Here is a 23,756-nt window from a genome sequence, read left to right as displayed (position 1 = left end):
TCTCTTGACGCACATGCATAATGTGTTAGAATACTCCTAATTGCGCATTTTTTGATCAGAAAATATAAGGTTTTTATGGTAACTCACTCGAATCAAACGAATCATCGCTCTACCCTTGCTCACTTTAAACTCGTTTCTTGTTGTTGCTGTTAATTTAATCTTTTCATTTTTTAATTTATTGATTTTTAAGGATTATTAACATGTGTGCAGCGCATCAACAAAAAAAACTCATACTCAGCACTCCCTTGCTTTATGCTTTAATGATTGGTTTAGGTATCGTTAGTGGGATGTCCAATATTGTTGTTTTAAAAGAGATAGGGTTATTAATTTCTGATTTATTTATTAAGCTGTTTAAATGCATTAGTTTGCCCATTATTTCTTTATCCATCATTGTTACTCTGGCCAATTACAAGACCGATGGATTCATGAAGAAGATTTGGCAGCGAACACTTAAGTATACTTTTTCTACAACCATAGTGGCTGCAGTGATTAGTTGCTTGCTTTATATTTTAATCCAACCCAGCACCGTGCAGGTTAGTTTGGATGCACAAACCGTCAAATCGGCAAGTAGTTTAGGTTACTTAGGATACTTGGCAAATATTATTCCTACCAATTTATTATCTCCTTTTCTTGAACAGCAAGTTATAGGAGTACTGTTCTTAAGCATTATTATCGGTATTGCGGTACGTCAAATTCCTGAGGATGAATCTCGCGAAACAATTACGCGATTTTTCCGTGGTGCACATGGAATGTTCTTAGTGATGACTCGTTGGATTATTACCATTATTCCCTTGGGATTATTTGGTTTTATTACTTCAACAGTCGTTCAATTGCGCTCAGGTATGGATATTAAGGGAATAGGGGAGTATTTATTGATTGTTGTATTAGCGAACATCATTCAAGGTTTTGTAATATTACCATTGTGGTTAAAAGCGAATAAGATTAAGCCTTTTGCAGCAATGCGTTCTATGCTTCCTGCATTATCGGTCGCTTTTTTCTCCAAGTCTTCAGTAGGGACATTACCTGTCACCATGAATACTATAGAAAATAATCTGCAAGTAAAACCATCGGTAAGCCGTTTTGTTTTACCTTTATGCACCAGCATTAATATGAATGGATGCGCAGCCTTTATTTTTGCTACGGTAATTTATTTAATGCAGAATCACGGAATGCCAATTTCTTATGGCACAATGGTTTTATGGATATTTGTTGCTACAGTAGCTGCCATTGGGAATGCCGGTGTACCCATGGGATGTTTCTTCTTAAGTATTAGTTTGTTGTCGAGTATGAATGTTCCTATCGTGCTTATGGGTGTTATTTTACCTTTCTACGGTTTAATTGATATGCTGGAAACTGCTTTAAATGTTTGGTCTGATGCGTGCGTTACCAAAATCGTGAATGATAAAGCCATTGCTGAAGAGCAAGCGGAATTAAAGCCCCGAAAGGTTTCTACATATGAGCCTGAATTGGGTTAAAAAGTATATATTTTATAATCACTGAAGCCCGGGTGCAATGCAGCGTAACCCGGGACACTGCTCCAAGAAAACCTGGGTTACGAAGCTATTTTTGAATCGACATCCTCGCCATCAATTTTCCCTCCTGGATTCAAGCACCTATGATTTTCATAAGGTTCGCAGAAGTGTGCAAAATACTGTTTAAAGTTGGATACAAATATTTCTTCATTCTCCATGAGGAAAATTTTTTCAGGCTGAAGTTCAACATAATTTGAATCGCGTAAAACGGCTTTATAAAAGGAGCTTGCATGAGATGAAATCCATTTATCCAGAAAAGGAAATATTTTATCTGGATCCTGGGTGAAGAAATTTTGATAAACATCACTAAATAATTTGTTTTTCATTTCATAATTGCTTTTGAAATAAAAGCTACTATGGTCTTTTCTATATTCTGTAAAAGGAGGTCTATTGGGTTTTTTTTTCATTCCTGCGGCAATATCTATGGAAAGGATGAGGCCTTTTGCAGATTCAATTTTGTACTCTGTTCCTAATAAATTGGTCCCATTATATTTATTAAGGTACGATTCTAAATAGGTAATTGCTGCATCACTTACAGGATCAAAATAGCTGCTGATAATGAATTGAGTTGCTAATTTAGTTTGTGGATTATAATAACAACTAATGTAAATTGCATAAGTAAATTGTTCATTCACTATATGTTGTACTAAGATTTTATCAATTTGAGTATTCACCTCATCGCATGAGAGTTGCTGACTTTCTATATTTTTTTCCATGCGAATAACTTGAGTTGGATAATCAATGCTGCGAGTGAACGACTTCTTTTGTTTTAAATCGTCTGTTTCATTTGAATAGGTGAGGACCTGAGTGTTTTTATTTTCCGGATTTTGTGAAATGGTTAAAGTGGTAACATTATTATGAGTTTGGCTGAAAACAGATAGTGGTACTAAAATGAGAGGGGCAACCAAGTAATTAACTTTCATAAAAAAACTCCTTTTTTGTCAGCCCAGTGTTGCATCCTGCAAGATAAACATATGACTGGGTTATTTTGAGTATAGATGAGTGGATGAAAATTACCCTTCATGTTCATTGTTTTGGTTGGAATTTTTCAAATGGATTAGGCCCCAAAATATCACCGAGTTTTTTTTGCTATACTTTTCTTCATGCAGAACATAAAAAATACATCAACCTAAGAATAAGGATAATTCATGCAAAAACTATATGGGGGTATTGTTTGGTTGATTGCAACATTATTTGTTGTTTATTCTTTTTGTTTGAATACTGCGGCAGCAGTATTTTCCGAACCCATAAAAAATACGCTAAGTGCGAGCGATTATGGCGTATCCATTGCAACAGGTGCGTTTATTTTGGGCTTTGCCTGTATGCAAATTCCTGTAGGTTATTTGCTTGATAAATTTAACCCAAGAATTGTAGTCAGTGGGGGAATTTTAATACTGGCCTTAGGGAATATTTTTATTTCTATTGCAGATAATTTGACGATTTTTACATTGGCGAATTTTATACAAGGAATAGGTGCTTCTTTTGCGTTTGTTGCCGCTGCAGTTTTAATTTCTCAATGGTTTTCCGCACAAATTTTTCCTGTATTATTTGGTTTGACCCAAACACTTTCATGCATTTTAGCTGGGGTTATTCATTATTATTTTAAAGTGGAATTGCAATCGCATACATGGAATGAACTGTATCAAAGACTCGCGGTTTGTGGTCTGGTTTTATTTGTTTTATCTTCTATTCTTGTTCGTTCTCCTACTGGTTTTGTAAGAGATAGCTCGATTTCACTAAAAAAATCGTTAGCGGTTGTGTTTAAAAACAAACAAATTTTGCTGTGTTCTCTTGCTGCAGCAATGTCTTTTGGTGTTTTGCTTGCTTATGCGAGTTTATGGTTCATGCAAATTCAAAACTATTATTCAGTTGATAGCCTGCAATCGATTATGATTAGCGGATTGATTTTTGCAGGGATAGGTATTGGGACTCCATTATTAGGTTGGTTTTCCAATGCAGTCAAATCAAGAATTATGGTAATACATATTACTTTGGTTACCGGAACAATGCTTTTATTACTGGGGATATATCTTCCTCACTACAGTATGGATTCATACATCATTACAAAAATAGTTTCATTTCTGATTGGCTTTTTACTTTCAGGCTCCATGCTTTTTTATACAATGGTTAGTGAAATTTCATCAGATAGTTCCCGTGGTGTAGCAATCAGCGTATTAAATACAGCAGTTTTTTTATTTAACACCCTTTTACTGTTCATTCCTTATTTATTTATTACTGCAGTATCCAAAGATTTTTTTACCTATTTATGGGTATTACCATTTTGTACGCTGTTCTCAATTTTGTTGATTTATTTTATTAAAGACACCAACCCAGAATAACACGGAGGTTGTTATGAGTGATAAAACAGCTTATAGAGGTGCGATTTTTTATTTTAAAGATACGGCTACCATTGAGAATCTTCCTGTTAATAAGAAAGAAAAACAGTCAGAACAAGAGTGTCAATATGTGTACATCGAGGATGGCATACTGGTTATTGAAGCAGGGAAAATTGTTGATGTAGGGAGTTATTCAGATTTAAAACACAAAATAAATGGTATAAAACTGGTTAATTATAAAGATAAGATAATTACTCCTGGATTTATTGATACTCATCAACATGCTTCGCAAAGTGCAATTGTTGCTGCCTATGGTGAGAAACTCTTGGAATGGTTAGAAGACTACGTATTTCCTGGGGAAAGTGTGTACAGTGATAAAGCCAGTGCGTCAAAAGATTTGAATTTTTTTCTGGATCAACTGTTAAGAAATGGAACCACGACAGCCGTATCTTACGGTCCATTATTTTATGAGGCTTCTGATATATTTTTTGAAGCCCTGCAAGAAAGGAACATGCGTTTTGTAACCGGTAATATTTTAATGGATGAAAATGCTCCGGATATACTTAGATTATCTACACAGGAGAATTATGATAATTGTGTTCGCTTGATTGAAAAATGGCATAATAAAGGTCGTTTATCCTACTGTATCTCGCCACGTTTTGCTTTATCGTGTTCTGATCAAATGCTTGAGTTGTGTGGCGCTCTAAAAAAAGAACATCCTGATTGTTATATTCAAACGCACCTGGATGAAAATCCGAATGAAATTGCTGCAGTAAAAAAACTTTATCCTTGGAGCAAACATTATATGGATGTTTATGACCATTTTGGGTTGGTGACGGATAAGAGTGTATTTGGCCACTGCATTCACACAACCGATGAGGAACTGGAGTTGTTTAAAAAATCAGGTGCAATTATTTCCTGGTGTCCTTTAAGCAATAATTTTTTAGGGAGCGGTTTATTCAATTTTTCACGAGCGCTTAAATATACCAATAAAATTACTTTAGGGACTGATTGGGGGGCCGGAAACTGTCTTTCAATGTTTGCTGTTTTAGATGATGCTTATAAGGTTTCCATGTTAAATAGTGTGAAATTACCCAGTATGATTCGTTGGTATATGGCGACTTTTGGGGCTGCAAAAGCATTACAATTGGATGATAAAATTGGCACGTTCAAACCAGGCAAGGAGGCTGATTTTATTGTGATTGATCCGGATGCCACCACCTATCTTAAATATCGCCGTGAAAAGGTAAATGATATTTTTGAATTGTTGTTTATTTTGATGACTTTGGGTTCTGAAGATAATATTAAAGCCACTTATATTATGGGTAAACCGGCGTACGTGAAGGAGTGTTGAAATTATTCCACCAGAATTTAATGGAATTTTAATGATGTTTCACAGTACTGTGAAACATCATTAATTGAGATAAAGATTAAATCTTTAAGATATTAAACAAGAACTACTGGCACTGCATAACTTATCCTCGGGTAACCTAATAGGAGATCTGTTTATTTTTTGAGCTGCAACTGGCTTATGAAATGCATATAGATTTCGCCCAGGATTTCCTGCTGGATTGAGTGGATGATCTAACTCCTTTGGTTGGTGAGGTGTGGTAGTTTCAGTCGCAAGAGCTGGTTGCTCAGCACTCGTTTTTCTTTCTAGAGCCTCATCGTCAGCAAACTCATCGTTGTCTGCATCCGAGGAATCAACAGAGCTCTCACTAAGGTCATCAATATCTGCCCCAGCTTCTTTTTCGCTACCATTGTCTTCAGCATGTTCATCGTTATATTCTTCTACTAAGTCAAAATAGATCTCATAACCAATGTTAGCCTCTTTTTCTCGACCATCATCTTCAACAAATGCACGATTTTTGTATTGAACCATATAATCTACAGGCATATCACTAAAGGCATTACTATACCCATTGAGAAATAACCTGAAATCAACAAATTCCCCAGTTTCCAATTCAGTTCCATGTGCAATTTCTTTAGCTGTCTCAAATTCAAGTTTTACAGAATTAAATTCACCTTCCAACGTCGCTATAGCACGTTCACTAAGTTCAATATTTTGGTGGCGTAATATCTCTATTGCTTGAAATAAAGACGGATCTTTAAAAGGAGAATCAGGATGAACATTGATGAATAGGATAATCTGATCGCCATCCTCCATATACTCGGGTGGTTGATATCCTTTGAACCATTTATTAATATCGTTTTGAGTAAGATTTCTTTTGTTAAATGCAAGCTTTGCTCTAGGCTCACCACTGGAGCGATCGGTAAAATAACTAAGTGCAAATGAATCGTTACTGGATTCTAATTCTTTTTCTGTAGAAAGTTCACTCTCATCAATAGCTTGCGTATTTTCAATAACGGGGATACTTTGCTTTATTTCTGTCTCAAAAGCTGTAGCTTGTTGCATGAGTGGACTGGAATTTTCTAAGTTATCCTCAATTTGCTCTATTGAAAGTTCAATAACTGGGGCTGCTGATTTTAAAGATTCAGCGAATTTATTTAGATCCCACAAATTATCTAACATATGAGTAACAAGCTCGCAATAATTAGGATAGGGCTCGCCGGTTCCTTGGATAGACGCTACTAAAGTAACATCCTCACCTGCATATTGATTCAGGCGCAAGGTTACATTTTTAGGAATCATATGCGGGTATTTTGTAAAAAACTCTTGTAAATGACGTTCCAAAATATCATTCCGGTCGTCAAAGAAATCAAAAATAATTTCTTCATTAGGATGATCTGCAGCTGCTTTTTGCACCTGAGCAAACAGCAAAGTTCTTTTTGTATCATCCATGGTACAGTCAGCATGGGTATGTTGAGGATTCTCGAAATAAGTATTCCCGGCAATTTCCTGCATAATTAAATTATAAGAAGTTCCGTGAGGAAGCATTCCAGTAACATCAGCTATAAGGAATGGATTGAATGTAACATTCAAATCTGAGCACACTTTTTGTATTGCAGGACAGCATGAGCCTTTAAATGTAGTTGGACCGCCCATATTGGCAGTATCAAGTTCAAATGATTGCCTATTAGAGCCAATCATTGCATAGACGGAATCAAATGCAGCATTTTCTATTTTGATTTGATCTAAGAATGGTCTGTTGTGAACGAGAACGGCATTCCCCAGATGCTTTGTAAAATCTAAATGGGGTTCTTTGATGTAATTTGAATTAAATAAACACCCATCAAAGTCAAACGATAAATAACGTATAGCCATTTTTTATACCTTTATAAAAATTAAATTGGTTTAATGTCACATTGAGATGAGATTTGATGGTTTTCTATAATCCTAATTACAACGCTCACGTAGTAAGAGTAAATGGAAACCACTGGAAGGTATTCATTGGGTTTTATGCAACTGCTATTTCGGAGTAGCCGATACAAAAAAAGCACTGATTAACTTAAATATCTATCTCAACATAAAATCTGCTTATTGATTTAGTTAACTAAGTTTACCAGTCCTCCATTCAGTACAGACAACTCTCAGTTATCTGATGAATAATTGAATAATTATTAATGGTATATTTTAATATTTTTTCCTTAAGAAAATATTAAATAAGAAATTTTTTATTCATAACCCAAGCATTGTTTTCAATTGACCATTAATTCTTTGATTATACAATGAAATGAAGGAACCAAAAATGTCACCATTTCTAATGAATTAACCCCAACTATGCATAGAGAATCAAACTGACAGTAGTCGGTTATCTTATATACAAACGAGGCAAATGTGATAATATTTAATCCGGAGAACTGGTGAATTTTATTGCAAGTTTTGTGCTGAATTCTGCGTTTTTCAAGTTATACGATTTATGGAGATGAAGTCAGTTTATCCAATAACAGACTTTTTATTTTATATATTTTAGATTTTAGGGAATAAAATGGGCAAAATATACGCAATTGTTAGTCCTGCATACACCAAATCCGGTGATAGTTTTACCGATTTAGCATCTTATTTGGTTACTCCGTTTCATGCCGCAGCCTATGAACATGTTTGTGGTTATTCATTAGGTCATGAAGTTGTTTTTTCAGAAACGCTGGAAGAGGCTAAAAAGATCTTAGAAGATGGCGTCAAGGGTACTAAAAAGGATGCCACAACAGCGATTCAAAAAGCCGTTCTCGAATTAGAAACTGATGAGAAAGGAGAAATCAGTGGATTTAGCAAGATTTATACGGTCAATTTTAACAAACGCTATGAACAAGCTGAAGATAATTTTTTTAAGGGAGTTCGCGTTCCTAAGTGGAGTGAGCAACCAATTGATGCAAAAAAAGATGCCTCGCCCGATGCGCTTCCGGCACTGCACCAGCAGTATGAAGAAAGTAAAAGGGTAGTTAAAGAACAAGTTGCGATGTAAAACATAATTGTAGTCTGGATGCAGGTCACTGTTTCTTATACACATCCCTGCCTACGCCCCGCGGCTTTGTCCGCGGGGTTCCAGGGGTTTAGGCAGATTTTCTGGATCCCGCGGACAAAGCCGCGGGACGTCGAGATCGGGCTGGACATGTTTTTCAGAGATGTGTATAAGATTCAGGTGCAGGTCCGAAGGACCGGAACCCGGGTTTCGCTGTCGCTGTACCCGGTGCTTCAATTATATACCTCCCAAATAGCCAAAGAATAATCCTTGAGGATCATACTTGGCTCGGATCTTCTCTAATTTTTTCCATTTAGCAGAAGTATAAGAGTTCTGTATGCGTGTGGGATCTTGAACAATATCTGTTTCACCAATATAGTGGGTATTCGTAAATTTTTTAAGAATGGCACATACTTCATTTTGCCATTTAATATTGGCTGCATCATCTTCTGGTTTCTCCCAAATGGCCCAACATCCACCATAAGACTGACCCTCCATGGACAGAGCAACTTCAGTATGGGCTTCTAATAAATTGTGTTGACCGGTGCTTTGACAAAAAACAATAACAGACTTACGCGAAGGTGCATCGATAATTTTGTCACGTAAGGCCATTAAAATGTCTACGGGCTTGGCTTTAGAACATTGATTTTCACACAAGTTTCTATGATGTTCGGGCCAGGTAATTCCAGAGATTTCAGACAAACTCTCAAAGCTGCTGGGTTCATTTAATTTTTTGGCAAGGCATTTCTTTGCCATGCTTCCTTGCTCTAAAATTTTAAGGGCATCAAGGCCTTCTTTTTGATTATGAGCAAAAGCCACAGCGGTAATCATACATACTTTTTCATTAGTTGTTTTGCATTGATCAATTAGTTCCGAAGGCGCCTGGATAAGAAAGATAGAGAGTTCCACGCAGCGAGGCATAGTCCAACCGAGTGTAGTTACTTCTTCCACTACTTCTTTGAGCTGATCCAGCGAATAGTAATAGTTACTGGTCATTATTGTTTTAGGAAGAGGGTAGCATTTAAGATGAAATCGGGTGGCCACAGCAAACATCCCTGGTCCACAACCGCGAGCAGCCCAGAAGAGATCGGAGTGTTCAGAAGAACTTGCTATGACTTTTTGTCCATTTGCTGTAACCAATTCTATTGCCTCAACACTCAAGCAGGCAGGCCCCCAGTCACTTAAGTTCCACGACATACCGCCATTTAAAAGATAGCCACTAGCTTTTACTGTTGGACAGTGTCCAATTGGAAATGCCAGATCGTAAGCTGCGAGTCGTCTGGCTAGTTCGCGATTACTGATTACTGGTTGAATGACCGCTTTTTGAGATAGTTTGTCTATCTTTGATTCGTTAAGTTCAGACAAATCAATCACCATACCACCATGACGCACAGCCAATCCACACCAAGTGTGGCCACCTCCATGAACTACCACGCGCAAGCCATTTTTCTGTGCAAAGTTGATGGCTGTAACTACATCATCATCATTTTTAACGATGACTATTACTTCAGGCGAACGGTCTGGTTTTAATCCATTCCATACCATAGATGCTTTAATCGAAGGAAAGTTTGCATCGTTTTTGGTAATCACGGTACCACTAATGTGATTGCGTAAGGTATTCCAATCCATAATTGTTGTACTCCAATTCCATTTAGTAATTCCATTCTTTAATTGTAGTCTGGGTGCAGTAAAAAGGAGTCCATTGGGCTACTACTGCACCCCAAGTGCCCCGTTTACATCTTATCCGGTAAAAATCCTCCTGCTTGCATTTGCCACATGTGACTGTAATGACTTGGTATCTTAATTAGTTCCTCATGCGAACCATCTTCAATGATGCGACCCTTATCAAAGACCAGAATGCGATCCATTTCGGATAAGGTAGAGAGACGATGCGCAATCACAATCGTTGTTCTATTTTGCATTAACAAATGTAAACCATCCTGAATCAATTTCTCGGTCAAGGAGTCTAAAGCGGAAGTCGCTTCGTCCAGAATTAAAATGGGTGCATTTTTTAGCATAGCTCTGGCAATGGCAATTCGCTGTCGTTGCCCACCTGATAATTTAATCCCTCGTTCACCCACTAAGGCATTGTATTTTTCAGGAAGCAGGGAAATAAATTCATGACAATGTGCTTTTTGGGATGCAGAAATGACTTCTGCATTGGTTGCATCAATGCGACCATAGCGAATATTCTCCATCAGGGTGCGGTGAAATAAAGTCACATCCTGTGGAATCATCGCAATGTTTTCGCGCAATGATTCCTGGGTAACATCGCGAATATTTTTTCCATCAATCAGGATTTGTCCTGATTCCACATCAAACAAACGAAGAATCAGATTAACAAAAGTACTTTTTCCAGAACCAGATAAGCCTACAAGACCAATTTTTTGTCCGGGCTCAATGACTACGGATTTGTTTTTAAAAAGATGTGCTCCCTCATCATAATAAAAGCTCACGTTTTTAAATTCAATCCGACCTTGAGAGACGGTGAGTATTTTTGCATCGGGTTTATCAGCAATCTCATGCGACTCTGAAATCAAAGTTAGGGCTTGTTTACATTTTCCTAACTCCTCCGCAAACAATACAAATTGACTTGCGAGGTACCATAAATTATAAAAAATGCTGATTGATAAGGAGATAATAAAACTAAAATCACCGATTGATACTTGATTTTTACTGTACATATCGACCAGCATATATAAATTGGTGGCAATCAGCACAATAATACTCAGGTCCCAATAAGAACGCATTTTCAAAATCGTCCATTGCATGGTCTGATCTTTATCTGTGGTTTCTTGGGCTGTATTGCGAATTAGTTGATTTTCAAAAGCTGCTCTGGAAAACAATCGTAGATTGGTGATATTGCTGATGCTGTCCACAATTTTTCCTACCAATGTGGTTTTACTGGTAGCAAATGAATTAGAAAGATCCTGAACTGGTTTGAAATAAACCATCGCAATACCCAAAAAGACAATCGCCCAAATAAATAAAATTAAGGCAAATACAGGATGTACAAGTAGCATGCTGATGATTGCAATGATGAGCCCAACAACTTGGGCTGATGCATCATCAAGCGTTGTAAAAATTGCTATAGTCCCTGCGGTCATGTCAGAGATTTTATTGGACAAACTCCCTGCAAAGTTATTTTGGAAAAAGCGATGAGAATGCTGATTCAAATAGGCAAACATATTATTTACCAAGTCATAACGTATGTAGGGAAATAATTTTAATCGAAACCAATCTGAAAGACGCATATCAAGGGCGATCAGGACCCACAGGGTAATGTATACAATCACATAGGGTTTTATCACACTAAATACAGCGGATTTATCTCCTGAGAATGCAGCAACCTTATCAATGATAAGTTTTAACACATAGGGTGAAAGCGTGTTGTTAATTCCCCAATACACTGCGGTAAATAATAATCCTATAACATACACGGTGTACGGCTTTATCAGACTTAGGAAAAATTTTCTTAGCAAAATATCTTTTTTATTCATGTTATTACTCGGTTTTAGGTATAATTATAAGAATTTAATAAACCATTCTTAATTTCATACCCGTAAGTTACGTCAATCGCGTTCAAAAAATCAGAATCGTGGGAAATAACAATCATTGCTCCTGGATAATCTTTGAGTACCTGGATTACATGAGCTCGTGTTTCTCTATCCAGGTTATTGGTCATTTCATCCAAAATAAGTAATTTGGGCGTAATTGCGGCAATTTGTGCCAAGGAGAGTCGGGCTTTTTCTCCACCGGATAAAGTAGAAACCAAGGCATCAACCTCTTCATTTTTACGAAATAAAAAATCATTCAGATACTTCCTAATTTCGGAATAGGATTTATCCTTGAATAAACAACTTATAATCTCCCATACCGTCTTGTTTGGAGATAATGTATTGTAGTGCTGATCTAGGATGCCTATTTCATGGGCATTAGGTACTATCCAAGTTCCTTTTTTTATTACAGACTGAGTCTTCAAAATGGCTTTAAGTAAAGTGGATTTACCCGAGCCATTCTCCCCATGAATTGCAATCCGTTCTCGTGCTTTTATTGAGAACCTCAATTCACTTAAAATCGGATTGTTTTCATCATAGCCAACAGCTCCATCGCTTACTGTGACTAAAGCTTCATTTGTTTCTACTCCATGAATAGCAAATTTAGGGTAAATGACTTCAGGTAAGTAAAGATCTGATAAACGCTGAGTCAACTCCTGTTTTTTGTGATTGATTGCGCTTTTTTTGCGACCTGAAGTTTCTTGCGCATTTCGTGCTTTACTCTGCGAAACAATCGTAGGCCACTTTCTCTGCTGAATGTGTTTTTCTCCTTGAGTTTTACTGCTCTTGGCTCGTGCCTGCTCCCTCATCATATCCGCGTGTACTTGTTTTTTCTGACGAGTAAGATCTGTAATTTCCCCCTCAATTGCACTACGTTGAATATTAATTTCTCGCAAGTAGTCTTCGTAACATCCTGTAAAAACATGTATTTTGGCATGATCGATATGCCAAATCGTATCTACAGTGGTTTGCAGTAATTCAATATCATGAGTCACTATAATTAAGGTTTTTCTATAATCAGCAAGCATTCTCATCAAAGAGCCGCGATTGTTACGATCCAGATGATTGCTGGGTTCATCGAGCATTAAGAGATCGGGATCCGATGCTAATGCTTGGGTTAATAATTTATGAAAACGTTGCCCTCCACTTAATGAATCGAATTCTTCAATAACTTGTGGGACATAGCCTATGTTTAGTTCTTTAGGAAAGCGGATGTCACCATCAGTTGGCTCAAGTAATCTTGCAAGCAATTTTAATAGGGTCGATTTTCCGGAGCCGTTGCGTCCAATGATCGCAATGCGATTGCCATAGGAAATTTGACCGCTAAAGTCCTCAAAACATGTTTTATGGGGAAAAGAAAGACAAAGATTTTTAAATTGAATTGGCTGATGCATCATGTAACTCACTTAAGTAATTTAATGGGCAGTTAGTGCGGCTGCTTTTCGTCATTGCCCGGCGCTTAGGGCGTACTTAAGAGATAATGTCCATGATGTGTATAAGCCTCTTTGATGATGTGCTTGTTTGATATTGGGTACAATTATAACCGATTGCATGATTATCTGTCAATAATCGAGAAAATCAATAGAGAAAGAGATTTTAGACGGTTTCTTCCAGATGAGGGATAAGTTCTTTGCAATGCCTCATGACTCGTTGCTCTTCTGGGGGTAATTGCAAATAATCACCATATTGTTGAATAAGAAATGTTTCGGCATTTTGTGGAATATTAAGTTCTTTCGTTTCAAAGACAACGCGTTGCAATGGATATACTTCTTCCTTTTTAATTAAGTTTCTTCCTACACAATTATAACCACGTCCTATATAAGGGCTTTGACTGGTATTTGCTTGGCGAATAATTTTTTGCAAACAAAACTCAAGCAAGCTCTTAGGGAAAAATGAGGATATGACCTTATATAGCGCGGGATAGTGGCCTATTTTTACTTTGCTGTATTTAGAGCTTAACAAACGGGAAAGCTTTTTAGCGTAGAATTTATATCGCTTACGTTGCTTTGGATTTACAGGCATGGTGTCATAGACAAAAACGTCAATAAATATACCTTGTATGTAAGGCTCATTACCTTTTTCGTGTTTTTCGATAAACCGGCTGGTGCGATCTCTGATTTTTAAAGGAGTAGCCATATTAAAATAGCCGGGATCGCTATGAATTGTTTGCAGCCACATCCAGTCTGGAATTTCTGCTGGCGCTACACGTAAAAATTGTTCATAACTGGCGCGCGGCATGGCAATATCTACATCGTCATCCCAAGGAATAAAACCTTGATGGCGAACTGCTCCTAAAAGAGTCCCTGCATCAAGCCAATAGTCCAAACCATATTTAAGACAAATAGAATCCACCACTTCAAGCATCGCAAGCATCTTCAATTGAGCTTGGCGTAGCCTGCCATCATGAAATGCTGTTTCTGCAGAATAAGGATTTGGATTCTTTGTTAATGTCATAGCGTTTTCTTATTAAATGACAACAAAAGCTATATTAGCAAAATAATTCAAAATCATTAACTATAATGAAACAAAAACTTAGATAATTGATTTAATTCAAGCAATACATCGAGCACTTGCAAGATTAACAGCACTGCTGGTGTAAATCGCGAGTGGCTTGTACGTCAAATGAGGAGCAGTCATGGTGCAGTTATATACTGATGTCGGTCCAATGTTGATTCAATATAGAGAAGCAACTCCTGAAGGTCGACATACCATGATGCAGGAGAAAATCACAGAGGTTAAAAAGCTTTCCGGGCAAGCGACTCATAAGCAGCAAGCAAAGACTCATTATAAAACCTTAGCGTATGCTGCGACATTAATTAACTATGCTGATGTGATACAACGTATAGAAAATCAGCGGTATTTTGATGTTTTATTAGATTTCTATGGGATGGAGATGGAGGCCGAATTAAGCTCCTGGTTTGAGTTTGGTACTACTCCAGGTCAAATGAGATTGAAAAAGCCACTCGATGAATATACGCCTGGGATTTGGGAAAAATTTCGCACAGCTCAAAAAGCACATCTGAAAAAAACCCACAAAACCCATCTTTTTGATCTGGATCAGCTCGATATTTATCATCCTCCTGCGAATCAATTATATCCCATTCAAATTCAGATGGGAGGCAAACTGAAGAATGAAGCAGTAGATAGAATCAATATTGATGCGCATGGACGCATTCGTTTTGCGCAACATTATGGATTTTATATTCTCCCTGGTGGTGGGATGATTGAAATTACCAATGTTACCCAAATTGATGCTTTGCAATTCAAAATGTTAGAAGAGCATATAGAAGAGGAACATGCCAATCTTCATATAAAGGCGGCTGAATTATATGATCAATTAATACCGGAGGAGTTTAAAGCTGCATTAACTAAAGCCTGTTCAAGTAAGCAAGCTCAATCTTTATCTTCAGAGTTTCGCAGTTGGTTGCAAAAGCAAATTCTAACGAACCAAAGTAATGCAGTTTGCTTGCAAAAGATTGTTTCTGAACTTGATCGGCAAATCGAGATAACGAAGAGGGAGGGGCTCGTTTCTTTAGAGAAATATACTAAAAAAGAACATGTGGAAAGTCTGCATCTGCTTAAGTCGCTAATTGAATTACGCGCTCTAGTGCAGGTACAAACTTTTAAATTAACTTCATTATTCGCCGAAGCTTTTGAGTATATAAAGAGGAATACTATTTGTGTTGATATACAGCAATATTTGGATACGCGAGTATTAGGTGGTTCACAACTCTCTCACAGTTTCATCATGAGAGGGGTCCCCTTAGAAGATTGGTTTGCTGCAAAGTTTAATGGGATTGAGGGAGAGTTTGGCGATGACATTTCCGGATCTGTAATTGAACCCATGACCTTACTTGAAGCCTTAAGTAAGTTTAGAAAAATCAAGTTTTCTCATATTTTGATTGCATTAGCTGCTTATGAAGAATGCATCGAGAATGGAACATTACAGATAGAAAATATCTGGAGTGAGGTGCAATTTGAGCGTTCTCGTCAAGTAGTAATAGCGGAAGCAATTAAATTTTAAATAATTAACAATAATCCCTTATAACGTTAAGAATTTTTGTCATTACCGCGAAGGCTGGCTCTATTTTTATAAAAGCAGCGTGTCTCTTTAGAAATGGGTTCCCGCCTTCGCAGGAACGGACAGTTTTCGGCAATGCCTTGTCTATTTTATTTTTAATAAAAGTAAACATTGATTTATCAAAAATTAAAAACGAAAATAACACTCCAACTTTTCTCTAGCATTACAGTATTGAAATGAGTCTTTTATGTCAGACACTTTAAATCGTTATTACCTACAGACTATGGGAATCGATCTATGGGTGTTACGCCAGCCTACTCGTTCTTGTGAACAGGATTTATCTGCATTAGCTCAAGAGGTGGCTGCATGTACTCGATGTTCTTTACATAAAACTCGTACGCAAACGGTCTTTTATCGTGGCAGCTCAAAGGCTAAATTGATGATAATTGGCGAAGCGCCAGGTTTTTATGAGGATCAACAAGGCCAACCCTTCGTGGGTAAAGCAGGGAGTTTATTAAATCAAATGCTGCACAGCATTGAGATGGTTGAAGAAGACGTCTACATCGCTAATGTTTTAAAATGTAGACCACCAAATAACCGGGATCCTCAAGAGAATGAAATTGCTCAATGCAGTTCCTACCTGGCTCGTCAAATTGAGATTGTACAGCCTCATTTGATTTTGGCTTTAGGCCGTTTTGCAGGGCAGTTTCTACTTAATAAACCTCTTCCTCTCAAACAATTACGTAATACACTACATCACTACCATAATATCCCCTTTATAGTAAGTTATCATCCTGCTTATCTTTTACGTAACCCAGCCGATAAGAAAAAAGCATATTTTGATTTAGTCACGGCAAAAAAATTATTAATAGATAAAAGTTGCTAGAAGCTCCTTCTGTGTAAATACTGTATTATTTGATGGGTATTTTTACGTATTGATTCTATTTGAGTGTGTTTTTTATAATATAAGTAGATTCAAAATTAGGGCTTTTAAAAAAGTCTGTAGGAGAGAGAGGCATGAATCAATATAAACGTGTTTTTATTGTTGGCCTACCTGGCGCAGGTAAAGGTATATTTGCAAAACGATTGGCTGAAAAATTGGGTTGGCAGTTTATCGATGCGGATCTTGGAATTGAGTATCATATTGGGCGTACCTTAAATAAAATTTTTAGCGAAGAAGGCCAAAAGGACTTTTACCAATGCCAATATGATCTACTTAGCGCACTCAAAACTAAAGAGAACATTGTCGTAGCCACTGAAGCAAGTATTATCTGTAATGAGGCAATTCGGCACATCTTATCTTCAGAGTTTGTAGTATTTTTGCAAGTCAGTACTGAAGTACAAATAGGGCGAATAGCGCGAAATCCGTCACCATTATTAACTACTGATCTTAAAACCTTCTTTGATATGCTGCATGCGGAACGCGATCAACTGTTTGAAAATGTAGCAAGTATATCTTTTGATACAGATAGTAATGCATTGGAACAATATGTATTAAGTGCATTCGAGCTCGTCGCAGGAAATCAAGTAAGTGATTCCAAGTCAGTCAAATTAAATGAGAAAGATATCGTGCTGTTTCATAAAGTGTTACATACTCCGGTCCATTTATCAGAACAACAAGCACTCTGTCTTAAATTACTTGCCCAAGGGAAAAGTTCAAAACAAATTGCACGTCATATGAATATTTCTTATCGAACTGTGGAAGGTACTTTGGCTAAGACAATGGAGGCATTAGGGTGCTCCTCCAGTAAGGAACTGATTGTTTTGTATCATGATAAGCCTTGATTAAGATTTTAAAAAAAGAGCTCTATTGAACTTCTGTTTGTAGCCTGGCTATAGCACAGTGGATCCCAAACCCCCTTTAACCAGAGGTCTACTGTGCTATAGCCAGGCTACTTGCTTTCGGTTAAACCGCATGATGTCTTTAAAAAATTGTTCTTGAAGAACTATTCTTTGCTTTGGGACATGTACTGAATTGCCTTAATGAAGGCTTCATCCGAACAATTTTTCTTGGGGACATCTGCTTCCTTACACAACCCACTATGCGGCATTAATCCTTTACCAAGTTTCATTTTGTACAATAAGTAATCCATCCCAGTTTTATATTCTGCAGGATTTTTTTTGGCTTCTAGTTCCGCATTTTTAAAGGGTTTCTCCCAAGCTTTTTTATCAAAAGCAGCAGGAGCTTTTATCCCGGTTGCAAATTGGGGCGCATGACAGGTTTGACAGGTGACCTGATAGGTGTTTTTTCCCAAATCATCAGCAAGCACTGAAGTACAAATGATACTAAGTAAAATAAGGAATAGATTTTTCATTTTTTCCCTCTGTTCGATTTGGTTTATATCCTCTTTTAAGCATACTCCAATATTAGAGCAACTCAAGCTGACCTCTTCTCTTTATTTGTTTTATAACATACGCATTATATTGAAAATAATACTATAATTTACTGCGGCACACCGTTTAATTTTGCCAACAAAGTGTTAGCAGGATGAATCAAAAGGAAATTGACCATGAAAGGAACAGAGAAAAAGAAAACCGCATCAAGATTAGATTTAAAGAACCAACCTAAAACTTCATCTGAGATGGTCAATAATTCCCAGCATGTAAATTATATGAATGAGTTGGATGAATTTTTTTATTATATCAATAAGTGGTATCAGGCAAATCTTGGCAAAATTACAATGGGAATGAGTCCGGCAGTAATAGGAACTGCTTATTGTGCGTGGCTTTTGCAATTAGCCCAATCACCAGGCCACTTATTGGCATTGGCTTGTTATCCAGGCCTACACGCCGATGAGTTCGTTGCTCGTCTGCTGTGTGAGAAACAACCAGGGCAAGGAAAGGACGTCCGTTTTCATAAAGAAAGTTGGCAATTGATGCCATGGCGTTTTTATGCTGAAACTTTTCTTCAGATTGAAGAGTGGTGGGGATATGCCACACGAAAAGTTCCTGGTCTTTTCGGTCGTGCAGAACGCACGGTTTCTTTTTGTATTCGTCAGTTACTTGATGCGTTATCACCTTCGAATTTTGTCATGACCAATCCGGATCTTTTTTATGAAACAATCCACTCTGGTGGTGCCAATTTAATTCAAGGTACGGAACTTGCGATTGAGCATGCGCAGAGAAGATTAGCAGGTATGCCACCTCCAGGAGCAGGGAAGTTCAAACCAGGAAAGAATGTTGCAATTACTCCCGGCAAGATTGTATTTACTAACCATTTAATAGAATTAATCCAATATGAACCGCAAACTGAAACTGTTTTTAAAGAACCCATCCTCATATTGCCTGCATGGATAATGAAATATTATATTCTGGATTTATCACCAGGAAATTCTTTAGTTAAATGGCTGGTGGGACAAGGGCATACAGTCTTTATGGTTTCATGGCGCAATCCGGATGAGAAAGACCGTGAATTAGGCATGGATGATTATTATCGTCAAGGAGCAATGGCAGCAATTGATACGGTAAGTAATATTTTACCTAAGACAAGAATTCATTTGATGGGATATTGCCTGGGTGGAACTTTAGCCATGATTACTGCTGCTGCAATGGCACGAGATAAGGATACACGTCTTAAAAGTCTTTCGCTTCTTGCGGCACAAGGAGATTTTACCAAAGCAGGGGAGCTCATGCTCTTCATTAATGAAAGTGAAATAGCATTTCTCAAAAACATGATGTGGGAAAAGGGGTATCTTGATCCCAAACATATGGCCGGTTCGTTTCAAATGTTACGTACCTACGATTTGATTTGGTCAAAGATGATTGATGATTATATGACTGGTAAAAAACGCGGTATGATCGATTTGCTGGCATGGAATGCTGATGCGACGCGCATGCCTTATAGAATGCATACCGAATATCTTGAGAAATTATTTCTGCAAAACGATTTTGCTGAAGGACATTTTCGTGTTGAGAATGAAATAGTAGCTCCTAAAAATGTTCATGTACCTATTTTTGCGGTTAGTACCAATAATGACCATATTGCTCCCTGGGAATCGGTGTATAAGGTACATTTGATGATGCATTCGGATATTACCTTTGTATTAACAAATGGTGGTCATAACGCAGGTATTGTTAGTGAACCGAATCATCCAGGACGCTTTTATTATATTCGTGAAAGTAAGAAAAGCATGCCTTATCTAGGTCCGAAAAAATGGGTTAGCAAAGCCAAAAAAAGAGACGGTTCATGGTGGATTTCCTGGCATGATTGGTTAGTGGACAACAGTTCACAAAGACGTATTGCACCACCTCATCTTGATCCATCGCTTCCTTCTGCACCGGGTTCTTATGTGATGCAAAAATGAAGAATACTCCACGTATTAACGTGTTGAAAATTCTCTTCACTGCCTACGTTCCCGACTTGTTCGGGGAACGTGGAGCACGATGGATGGTCAATATACCTTAGTATTTTGTGTGTTGAATCTTGGTTGCAGTATTGGGATGTGTTAAATTTAGCCCCTAATTTTTTTTTGGAGCTTTATGATGAATAAAATCTCAATTGCAGCAGTGGCCTGCTTTATTATTTCAGTTTCCGCAAATTCATTTGCGAATATATCTCACCTTAAAGTTAACTTTAAGAAAACGTACTGTGGTAATGCCGAGTTTGTAGGGAATGATGCGGGAAAACGTCCTCATTTACATTGCGGTGAAACGTTTATGGCTTACAAAAAAGCCAATGGCGATCATGCAAATATTACAGAATATGGAACTTGTGGTCGAACAGACTCGGTTTTTGATGATATTAAAGCAAATAGAAACGCATTTGCAGATTACCAAGGTATTTATAACGCACTTGTAGCATTCCATCAAGCTGGTTGTCCAAATCAATTGGCATCTAAATAGTAGTTAAGCTGGTATCGTCAAATTGTAGAGCCCGGGCGTAGCGAAACTCGGGGGCTCCTATTGTAACACCCTGTTATAGTATGGAGATCCCGCGTTACACTCGGAATGAGTGTGGACTCTTAATGGATGTAAGCCCGGGCTCCGCTTCACTTAACCCAAACAAGAAACAACTACTCAAATAATGCCAGAACGTTCTCAGGTGGGCGTCCTATAACTGCTTTATCTTTATAGGTAACTATCGGACGTTGCATTAATATGGGATCTTTAAGCATGGCTTGCAAAACCTGAGCTTCATTTTCCAGCGATAATCCATGCTCTTTAAAAACAGGTTCCTCTGTGCGAACAAAATCCTTAAGCGTGAAGTGCGCTCTTAAACTGTTTAATTGTTCCAGATTAAGCGGGGTTTTAAGATATTCAATAACAACAGGTTCATAACCTTTGCTCTGAAGAAGTTCCAACGTTTTTCTTGATTTGGAACATCTAGGATTATGATAAATTGTAATGTTTTGCATTTTTTTCAAATGTTGCTAGGATTGATTTAAACTATAACATGTTCTTGTTGTTTTATCTTTATTTTAATTTTGTTTGGATTCTGACATCAAGAGATCTGATTACTTTGGGTTATTGACTCAAGAAGAAATCTTCTTTTTACTTATATCACTGTCAAATTAACTGAGAGTCCTATGCACTTTTCGATTATCCCTATCCAGGAAAAACATATTGACGCGTTTTGGTCCGCTGTAGATAGTGTGGCTCGTGAACGTAAATTTTTAGCTTTTTTAGAAGGACCTCCAATCGAATCAACTAAAGAGTTTGTTTTAGAACATATTAACAATAACTGGCCTCAAGTTGTTGCAATGTTCGATGGGAAATTAGTTGGATGGTGTGACATCAGTCCGCTGGATCGACCTGTTTTTGCTCATGTGGGTAGTTTAGGAATAGGGGTAATTGCACCGTACCGTGGACAGGGAATAGGGGAGGCCTTATTAAGTACGGCATTGCAGATGGCTAAGTCAAAGGGGTTAACCCGTATTGAACTTACCGTGCGTGAACATAATCAGACTGCAATATCATTGTATGAAAAATATGGGTTTGTGAAAGAAGGAGTGCATAAAAATGCGGTGCGAATCGATGGGGAATATGAGCATCATATTTTTATGGCCTTACTTTTTGAATAGGTCTAAAAAGAACTGGCAATGAGCTATTAATCACACATTGCAGAAGGACTTGCTCACTTTTTATCTCATTTATTGAGTTTTTCTTTATTCAACGGAAGCGGAATTTCTTTTGGATAATGTTTATAAATATTCCATCTTTTTGCAGAGAACTCGTCGGGTGTGGTTTTTAATAAGAGAAAAGCTAAAAAGTCAGCGCATACAGCGGGCGGAATCAGGGTGTGTTCTTTATAAGCTTCTTGAAATTCAGTAGCTAATGGGAATTGCTCAACAGGGCATTCTCGCAAATTTTTCTGCATTCCGGTATCTACTTCACCCGGAATAACATCAGTTGCTACGATCTCTGCTGGTAATTCGGTCTGCAATACTTGGGTCCACATATTGAGTGCCGATTTGGTGATACAGTACGCTCCTGCGCCTGGGACTGCTTTTTCTGCCGCTACCGAGGTAATATTTAAAATTCGACCGCCTTGTTTGGTAAAGAAAGGAAGTACATTTTGAGTGAGCAGTATAGGTGCAATAAGATTTGTTTCAATTATTTTCTTTACATCAGAAGGGTTCGCTTCATTTAATGAACCAAGAGGAGCAATAATACCTGCATTATGGATTAAGTAATTGATTTTTAATCCCTTGAGTCCCGCTCCAATTTTGTTTAAACCCTTATCAGTAGTAATATCTGTAGATATTATTTTAATCTTATCTGGATTTTTATCCTTGAGTTTAAGTAATTCATCGTTATTTCTTGCAATAGCGATTACGGTGATGTCCTGAGACGCCAGTTCTAAAGCTAATGCCTGTCCGATACCACTGCTTGCTCCAGTAATAAGTGCAACGTGTGACATATTGGGTCTCCATGATAAGCTATAAAATTTTTAATATTGTTGTAATATATAGACAATTTGTTTGATTTTGTAAGTCCAATGCAAAATAAATACTTGCTACCCTTTAAAAGAGCACTTGATAATTATATAAAACAAACGAAACGCTCTCATTTTTCATTTAGTTCAGATGAAAAGCGCATTTATAAAGCTGATTTTTTTGGCAGTTTTCGGCACAGTCAAAAACTTTATCCTGCTTTAGAACAACTTCAAGATAAATTAACGGAAGTTAATGACGAAGAAGCCAGAAAAATTATTAAAATTCATTTTATGGATAAAAATAATAAATGGAATAACTATTCCTTCAATAGTTATTTTTTAGATGAAATCTATAAAATAGAAATCTATGAAGAGTGGGAAAAAGAATGGAAAGTATTTGATAAAAATCCAATAAGTTATTATCAAGGGATTTTATTTAGAGGTTCAGCAGAAAATATTTCTCATTGTTTTAAATACGGAATTAAAGAAAGCGTTAAATCAGATTTTCTGGAAGATTACGTTCAGGATATGAATGGTTCAATTGGTATTTCTACCTCAAAATCATTTAATGTCGCAAAAGTTTATGCCTTACCAACAGTTTTTGTTCGCAATGAAGTGAGTATGACTGCTACCCCTATATTGGAAGAATCTTATATTTATTTGATAGATTTTAAAGGAAAAACAGCGATTGATCTTGAAGGTACTTTTACATCAAGAGGTGAGAAAGGGGCTGCTGAACTTTCAAAAAATAAAGAGGAAGTTAATGTCGTAGGCTCAATTTCCCCCGAAGAAATTGTAGGCGCATTTTATGTTAATAGATATGGAAAAATACAATGGCATATTAATCCTAATCGAAAAGAGTTATTGGATTATTCAATATTTGAACCGTTACTTCCAAAAGAATTTTATAATGAATTGACGAAAGAAAATAAAATAGATCGTTCTAGTTTCGAGCTATCCTCGACTGAAAGCTCCTCGAATATCCATACATTTAGTTTAGAGATAAAACCTCGCTGATAAATGCTCAAGAAGTTCAGATATAATTCCCTATGAGGATAGCGAAATTCAAAAACCT

20 protein-coding genes are annotated in these 23,756 nt (G+C 37.2%); 11 read left to right on the top strand and 9 right to left on the bottom strand.

What is annotated here, in order from left to right; translation table 11 throughout:
* Nucleotides 1-200: 200 nt before the first annotated feature.
* Nucleotides 201-1,475 carry a dicarboxylate/amino acid:cation symporter gene (locus tag ACWTEW_RS31240; RefSeq protein WP_454781864.1) on the top strand — a complete coding sequence of 425 codons (1,275 nt, stop codon included), beginning with the start codon at nucleotides 201-203 and terminating at the stop codon, nucleotides 1,473-1,475.
* A 77-nt stretch (nucleotides 1,476-1,552) separates the two neighbouring features.
* Here ACWTEW_RS31240 and ACWTEW_RS31235 read toward each other — a convergent pair whose 3' ends face one another.
* Entirely contained in the window at nucleotides 1,553-2,455 is a 903-nt protein-coding gene (locus ACWTEW_RS31235) for an Lpg0189 family type II secretion system effector (protein ID WP_454781863.1), read from the bottom strand.
* Nucleotides 2,456-2,680: 225 nt separating this feature from the next.
* Here ACWTEW_RS31235 and ACWTEW_RS31230 point away from each other — a divergent pair, with 225 nt between their 5' ends.
* Entirely contained in the window at nucleotides 2,681-3,871 is a 1,191-nt protein-coding gene (locus ACWTEW_RS31230; RefSeq protein WP_454781862.1) for an MFS transporter, read from the top strand.
* A gap of 13 nt (nucleotides 3,872-3,884) precedes the next feature.
* A complete protein-coding gene (gene guaD / locus ACWTEW_RS31225; protein ID WP_454781861.1) occupies nucleotides 3,885-5,222 on the top strand; it encodes a guanine deaminase in 1,338 nt (445 codons plus the stop codon).
* Nucleotides 5,223-5,306: 84 nt separating this feature from the next.
* Here guaD and ACWTEW_RS31220 read toward each other — a convergent pair whose 3' ends face one another.
* Nucleotides 5,307-7,094 carry a hypothetical protein gene (locus ACWTEW_RS31220; RefSeq protein WP_454781860.1) on the bottom strand — a complete coding sequence of 596 codons (1,788 nt, stop codon included), beginning with the start codon at nucleotides 7,092-7,094 and terminating at the stop codon, nucleotides 5,307-5,309.
* 664 nt (nucleotides 7,095-7,758) lie between these two features.
* On the opposite strand from ACWTEW_RS31220, the gene ACWTEW_RS31215 reads away from it, so the two are divergent.
* A complete protein-coding gene (locus tag ACWTEW_RS31215) occupies nucleotides 7,759-8,232 on the top strand; it encodes a hypothetical protein (protein ID WP_454781859.1) in 474 nt (157 codons plus the stop codon).
* Between the two features lie 234 nt (nucleotides 8,233-8,466).
* Here the strand turns inward: ACWTEW_RS31215 and ACWTEW_RS31210 are convergent, their stop codons facing one another.
* From ACWTEW_RS31210 to ACWTEW_RS31195, 4 genes are all read right to left on the bottom strand, one after another.
* Complete coding sequence (locus ACWTEW_RS31210; protein WP_454781858.1) at nucleotides 8,467-9,858, bottom strand: FAD-binding oxidoreductase; 1,392 nt, start codon at nucleotides 9,856-9,858, stop codon at nucleotides 8,467-8,469.
* Nucleotides 9,859-9,962: 104 nt separating this feature from the next.
* Complete coding sequence (locus ACWTEW_RS31205; RefSeq protein ID WP_454781857.1) at nucleotides 9,963-11,729, bottom strand: ABC transporter ATP-binding protein; 1,767 nt, start codon at nucleotides 11,727-11,729, stop codon at nucleotides 9,963-9,965.
* Nucleotides 11,730-11,743: 14 nt separating this feature from the next.
* A complete protein-coding gene (locus ACWTEW_RS31200; RefSeq protein ID WP_454781856.1) occupies nucleotides 11,744-13,183 on the bottom strand; it encodes an ATP-binding cassette domain-containing protein in 1,440 nt (479 codons plus the stop codon).
* Nucleotides 13,184-13,382: 199 nt separating this feature from the next.
* The gene (locus ACWTEW_RS31195; protein WP_454781855.1) at nucleotides 13,383-14,240 is read right to left on the bottom strand and encodes a LicD family protein; all 858 of its coding nucleotides are present in this window, start codon (nucleotides 14,238-14,240) and stop codon (nucleotides 13,383-13,385) included.
* Nucleotides 14,241-14,421: 181 nt separating this feature from the next.
* Here ACWTEW_RS31195 and ACWTEW_RS31190 point away from each other — a divergent pair, with 181 nt between their 5' ends.
* From ACWTEW_RS31190 to ACWTEW_RS31180, 3 genes are all read left to right on the top strand, one after another.
* A complete protein-coding gene (locus ACWTEW_RS31190) occupies nucleotides 14,422-15,810 on the top strand; it encodes a hypothetical protein (protein WP_454781854.1) in 1,389 nt (462 codons plus the stop codon).
* Nucleotides 15,811-16,054: 244 nt separating this feature from the next.
* A complete protein-coding gene (locus tag ACWTEW_RS31185) occupies nucleotides 16,055-16,693 on the top strand; it encodes a uracil-DNA glycosylase (RefSeq protein WP_454781853.1) in 639 nt (212 codons plus the stop codon).
* A 131-nt stretch (nucleotides 16,694-16,824) separates the two neighbouring features.
* Nucleotides 16,825-17,592, top strand: a complete 768-nt coding sequence (locus ACWTEW_RS31180) for a shikimate kinase (RefSeq protein ID WP_454781852.1) — start codon at nucleotides 16,825-16,827, stop codon at nucleotides 17,590-17,592.
* A gap of 161 nt (nucleotides 17,593-17,753) precedes the next feature.
* Here ACWTEW_RS31180 and ACWTEW_RS31175 read toward each other — a convergent pair whose 3' ends face one another.
* Nucleotides 17,754-18,122, bottom strand: coding sequence for a c-type cytochrome (locus ACWTEW_RS31175; RefSeq protein ID WP_454781851.1), 369 nt, complete (start codon nucleotides 18,120-18,122; stop codon nucleotides 17,754-17,756).
* Nucleotides 18,123-18,317: 195 nt separating this feature from the next.
* Between ACWTEW_RS31175 and ACWTEW_RS31170 the strand changes: the two genes are divergently transcribed.
* Together ACWTEW_RS31170 and ACWTEW_RS31165 are read left to right on the top strand one after the other, a co-directional pair.
* Complete coding sequence (locus ACWTEW_RS31170) at nucleotides 18,318-20,111, top strand: PHA/PHB synthase family protein (RefSeq protein ID WP_454781850.1); 1,794 nt, start codon at nucleotides 18,318-18,320, stop codon at nucleotides 20,109-20,111.
* A 175-nt stretch (nucleotides 20,112-20,286) separates the two neighbouring features.
* The gene (locus ACWTEW_RS31165; protein ID WP_454781849.1) at nucleotides 20,287-20,649 is read left to right on the top strand and encodes a hypothetical protein; all 363 of its coding nucleotides are present in this window, start codon (nucleotides 20,287-20,289) and stop codon (nucleotides 20,647-20,649) included.
* A 170-nt stretch (nucleotides 20,650-20,819) separates the two neighbouring features.
* On the opposite strand, the gene arsC is transcribed toward ACWTEW_RS31165, so the two are convergent.
* The gene (arsC, locus tag ACWTEW_RS31160; RefSeq protein ID WP_454781848.1) at nucleotides 20,820-21,161 is read right to left on the bottom strand and encodes an arsenate reductase (glutaredoxin); all 342 of its coding nucleotides are present in this window, start codon (nucleotides 21,159-21,161) and stop codon (nucleotides 20,820-20,822) included.
* Between the two features lie 171 nt (nucleotides 21,162-21,332).
* On the opposite strand from arsC, the gene ACWTEW_RS31155 reads away from it, so the two are divergent.
* Nucleotides 21,333-21,827: a GNAT family N-acetyltransferase gene (locus ACWTEW_RS31155; protein ID WP_454781847.1), complete on the top strand. Its 495-nt coding sequence runs from the start codon at nucleotides 21,333-21,335 to the stop codon at nucleotides 21,825-21,827.
* A gap of 65 nt (nucleotides 21,828-21,892) precedes the next feature.
* Here the strand turns inward: ACWTEW_RS31155 and ACWTEW_RS31150 are convergent, their stop codons facing one another.
* Nucleotides 21,893-22,666, bottom strand: a complete 774-nt coding sequence (locus tag ACWTEW_RS31150) for an SDR family NAD(P)-dependent oxidoreductase (RefSeq protein WP_454781846.1) — start codon at nucleotides 22,664-22,666, stop codon at nucleotides 21,893-21,895.
* A gap of 78 nt (nucleotides 22,667-22,744) precedes the next feature.
* On the opposite strand from ACWTEW_RS31150, the gene ACWTEW_RS31145 reads away from it, so the two are divergent.
* On the top strand, nucleotides 22,745-23,698 hold the full coding sequence (locus tag ACWTEW_RS31145) for a hypothetical protein (protein WP_454781845.1): 954 nt from the start codon (nucleotides 22,745-22,747) through the stop codon (nucleotides 23,696-23,698).
* The last annotated feature ends 58 nt before the right edge of the window (nucleotides 23,699-23,756 follow it).

Source organism: Legionella stuttgartensis (genome assembly GCF_977063405.2).
Note: the sequence above shows the minus strand (reverse complement) of the source record. Positions and strands in the feature narration are given on the sequence as shown.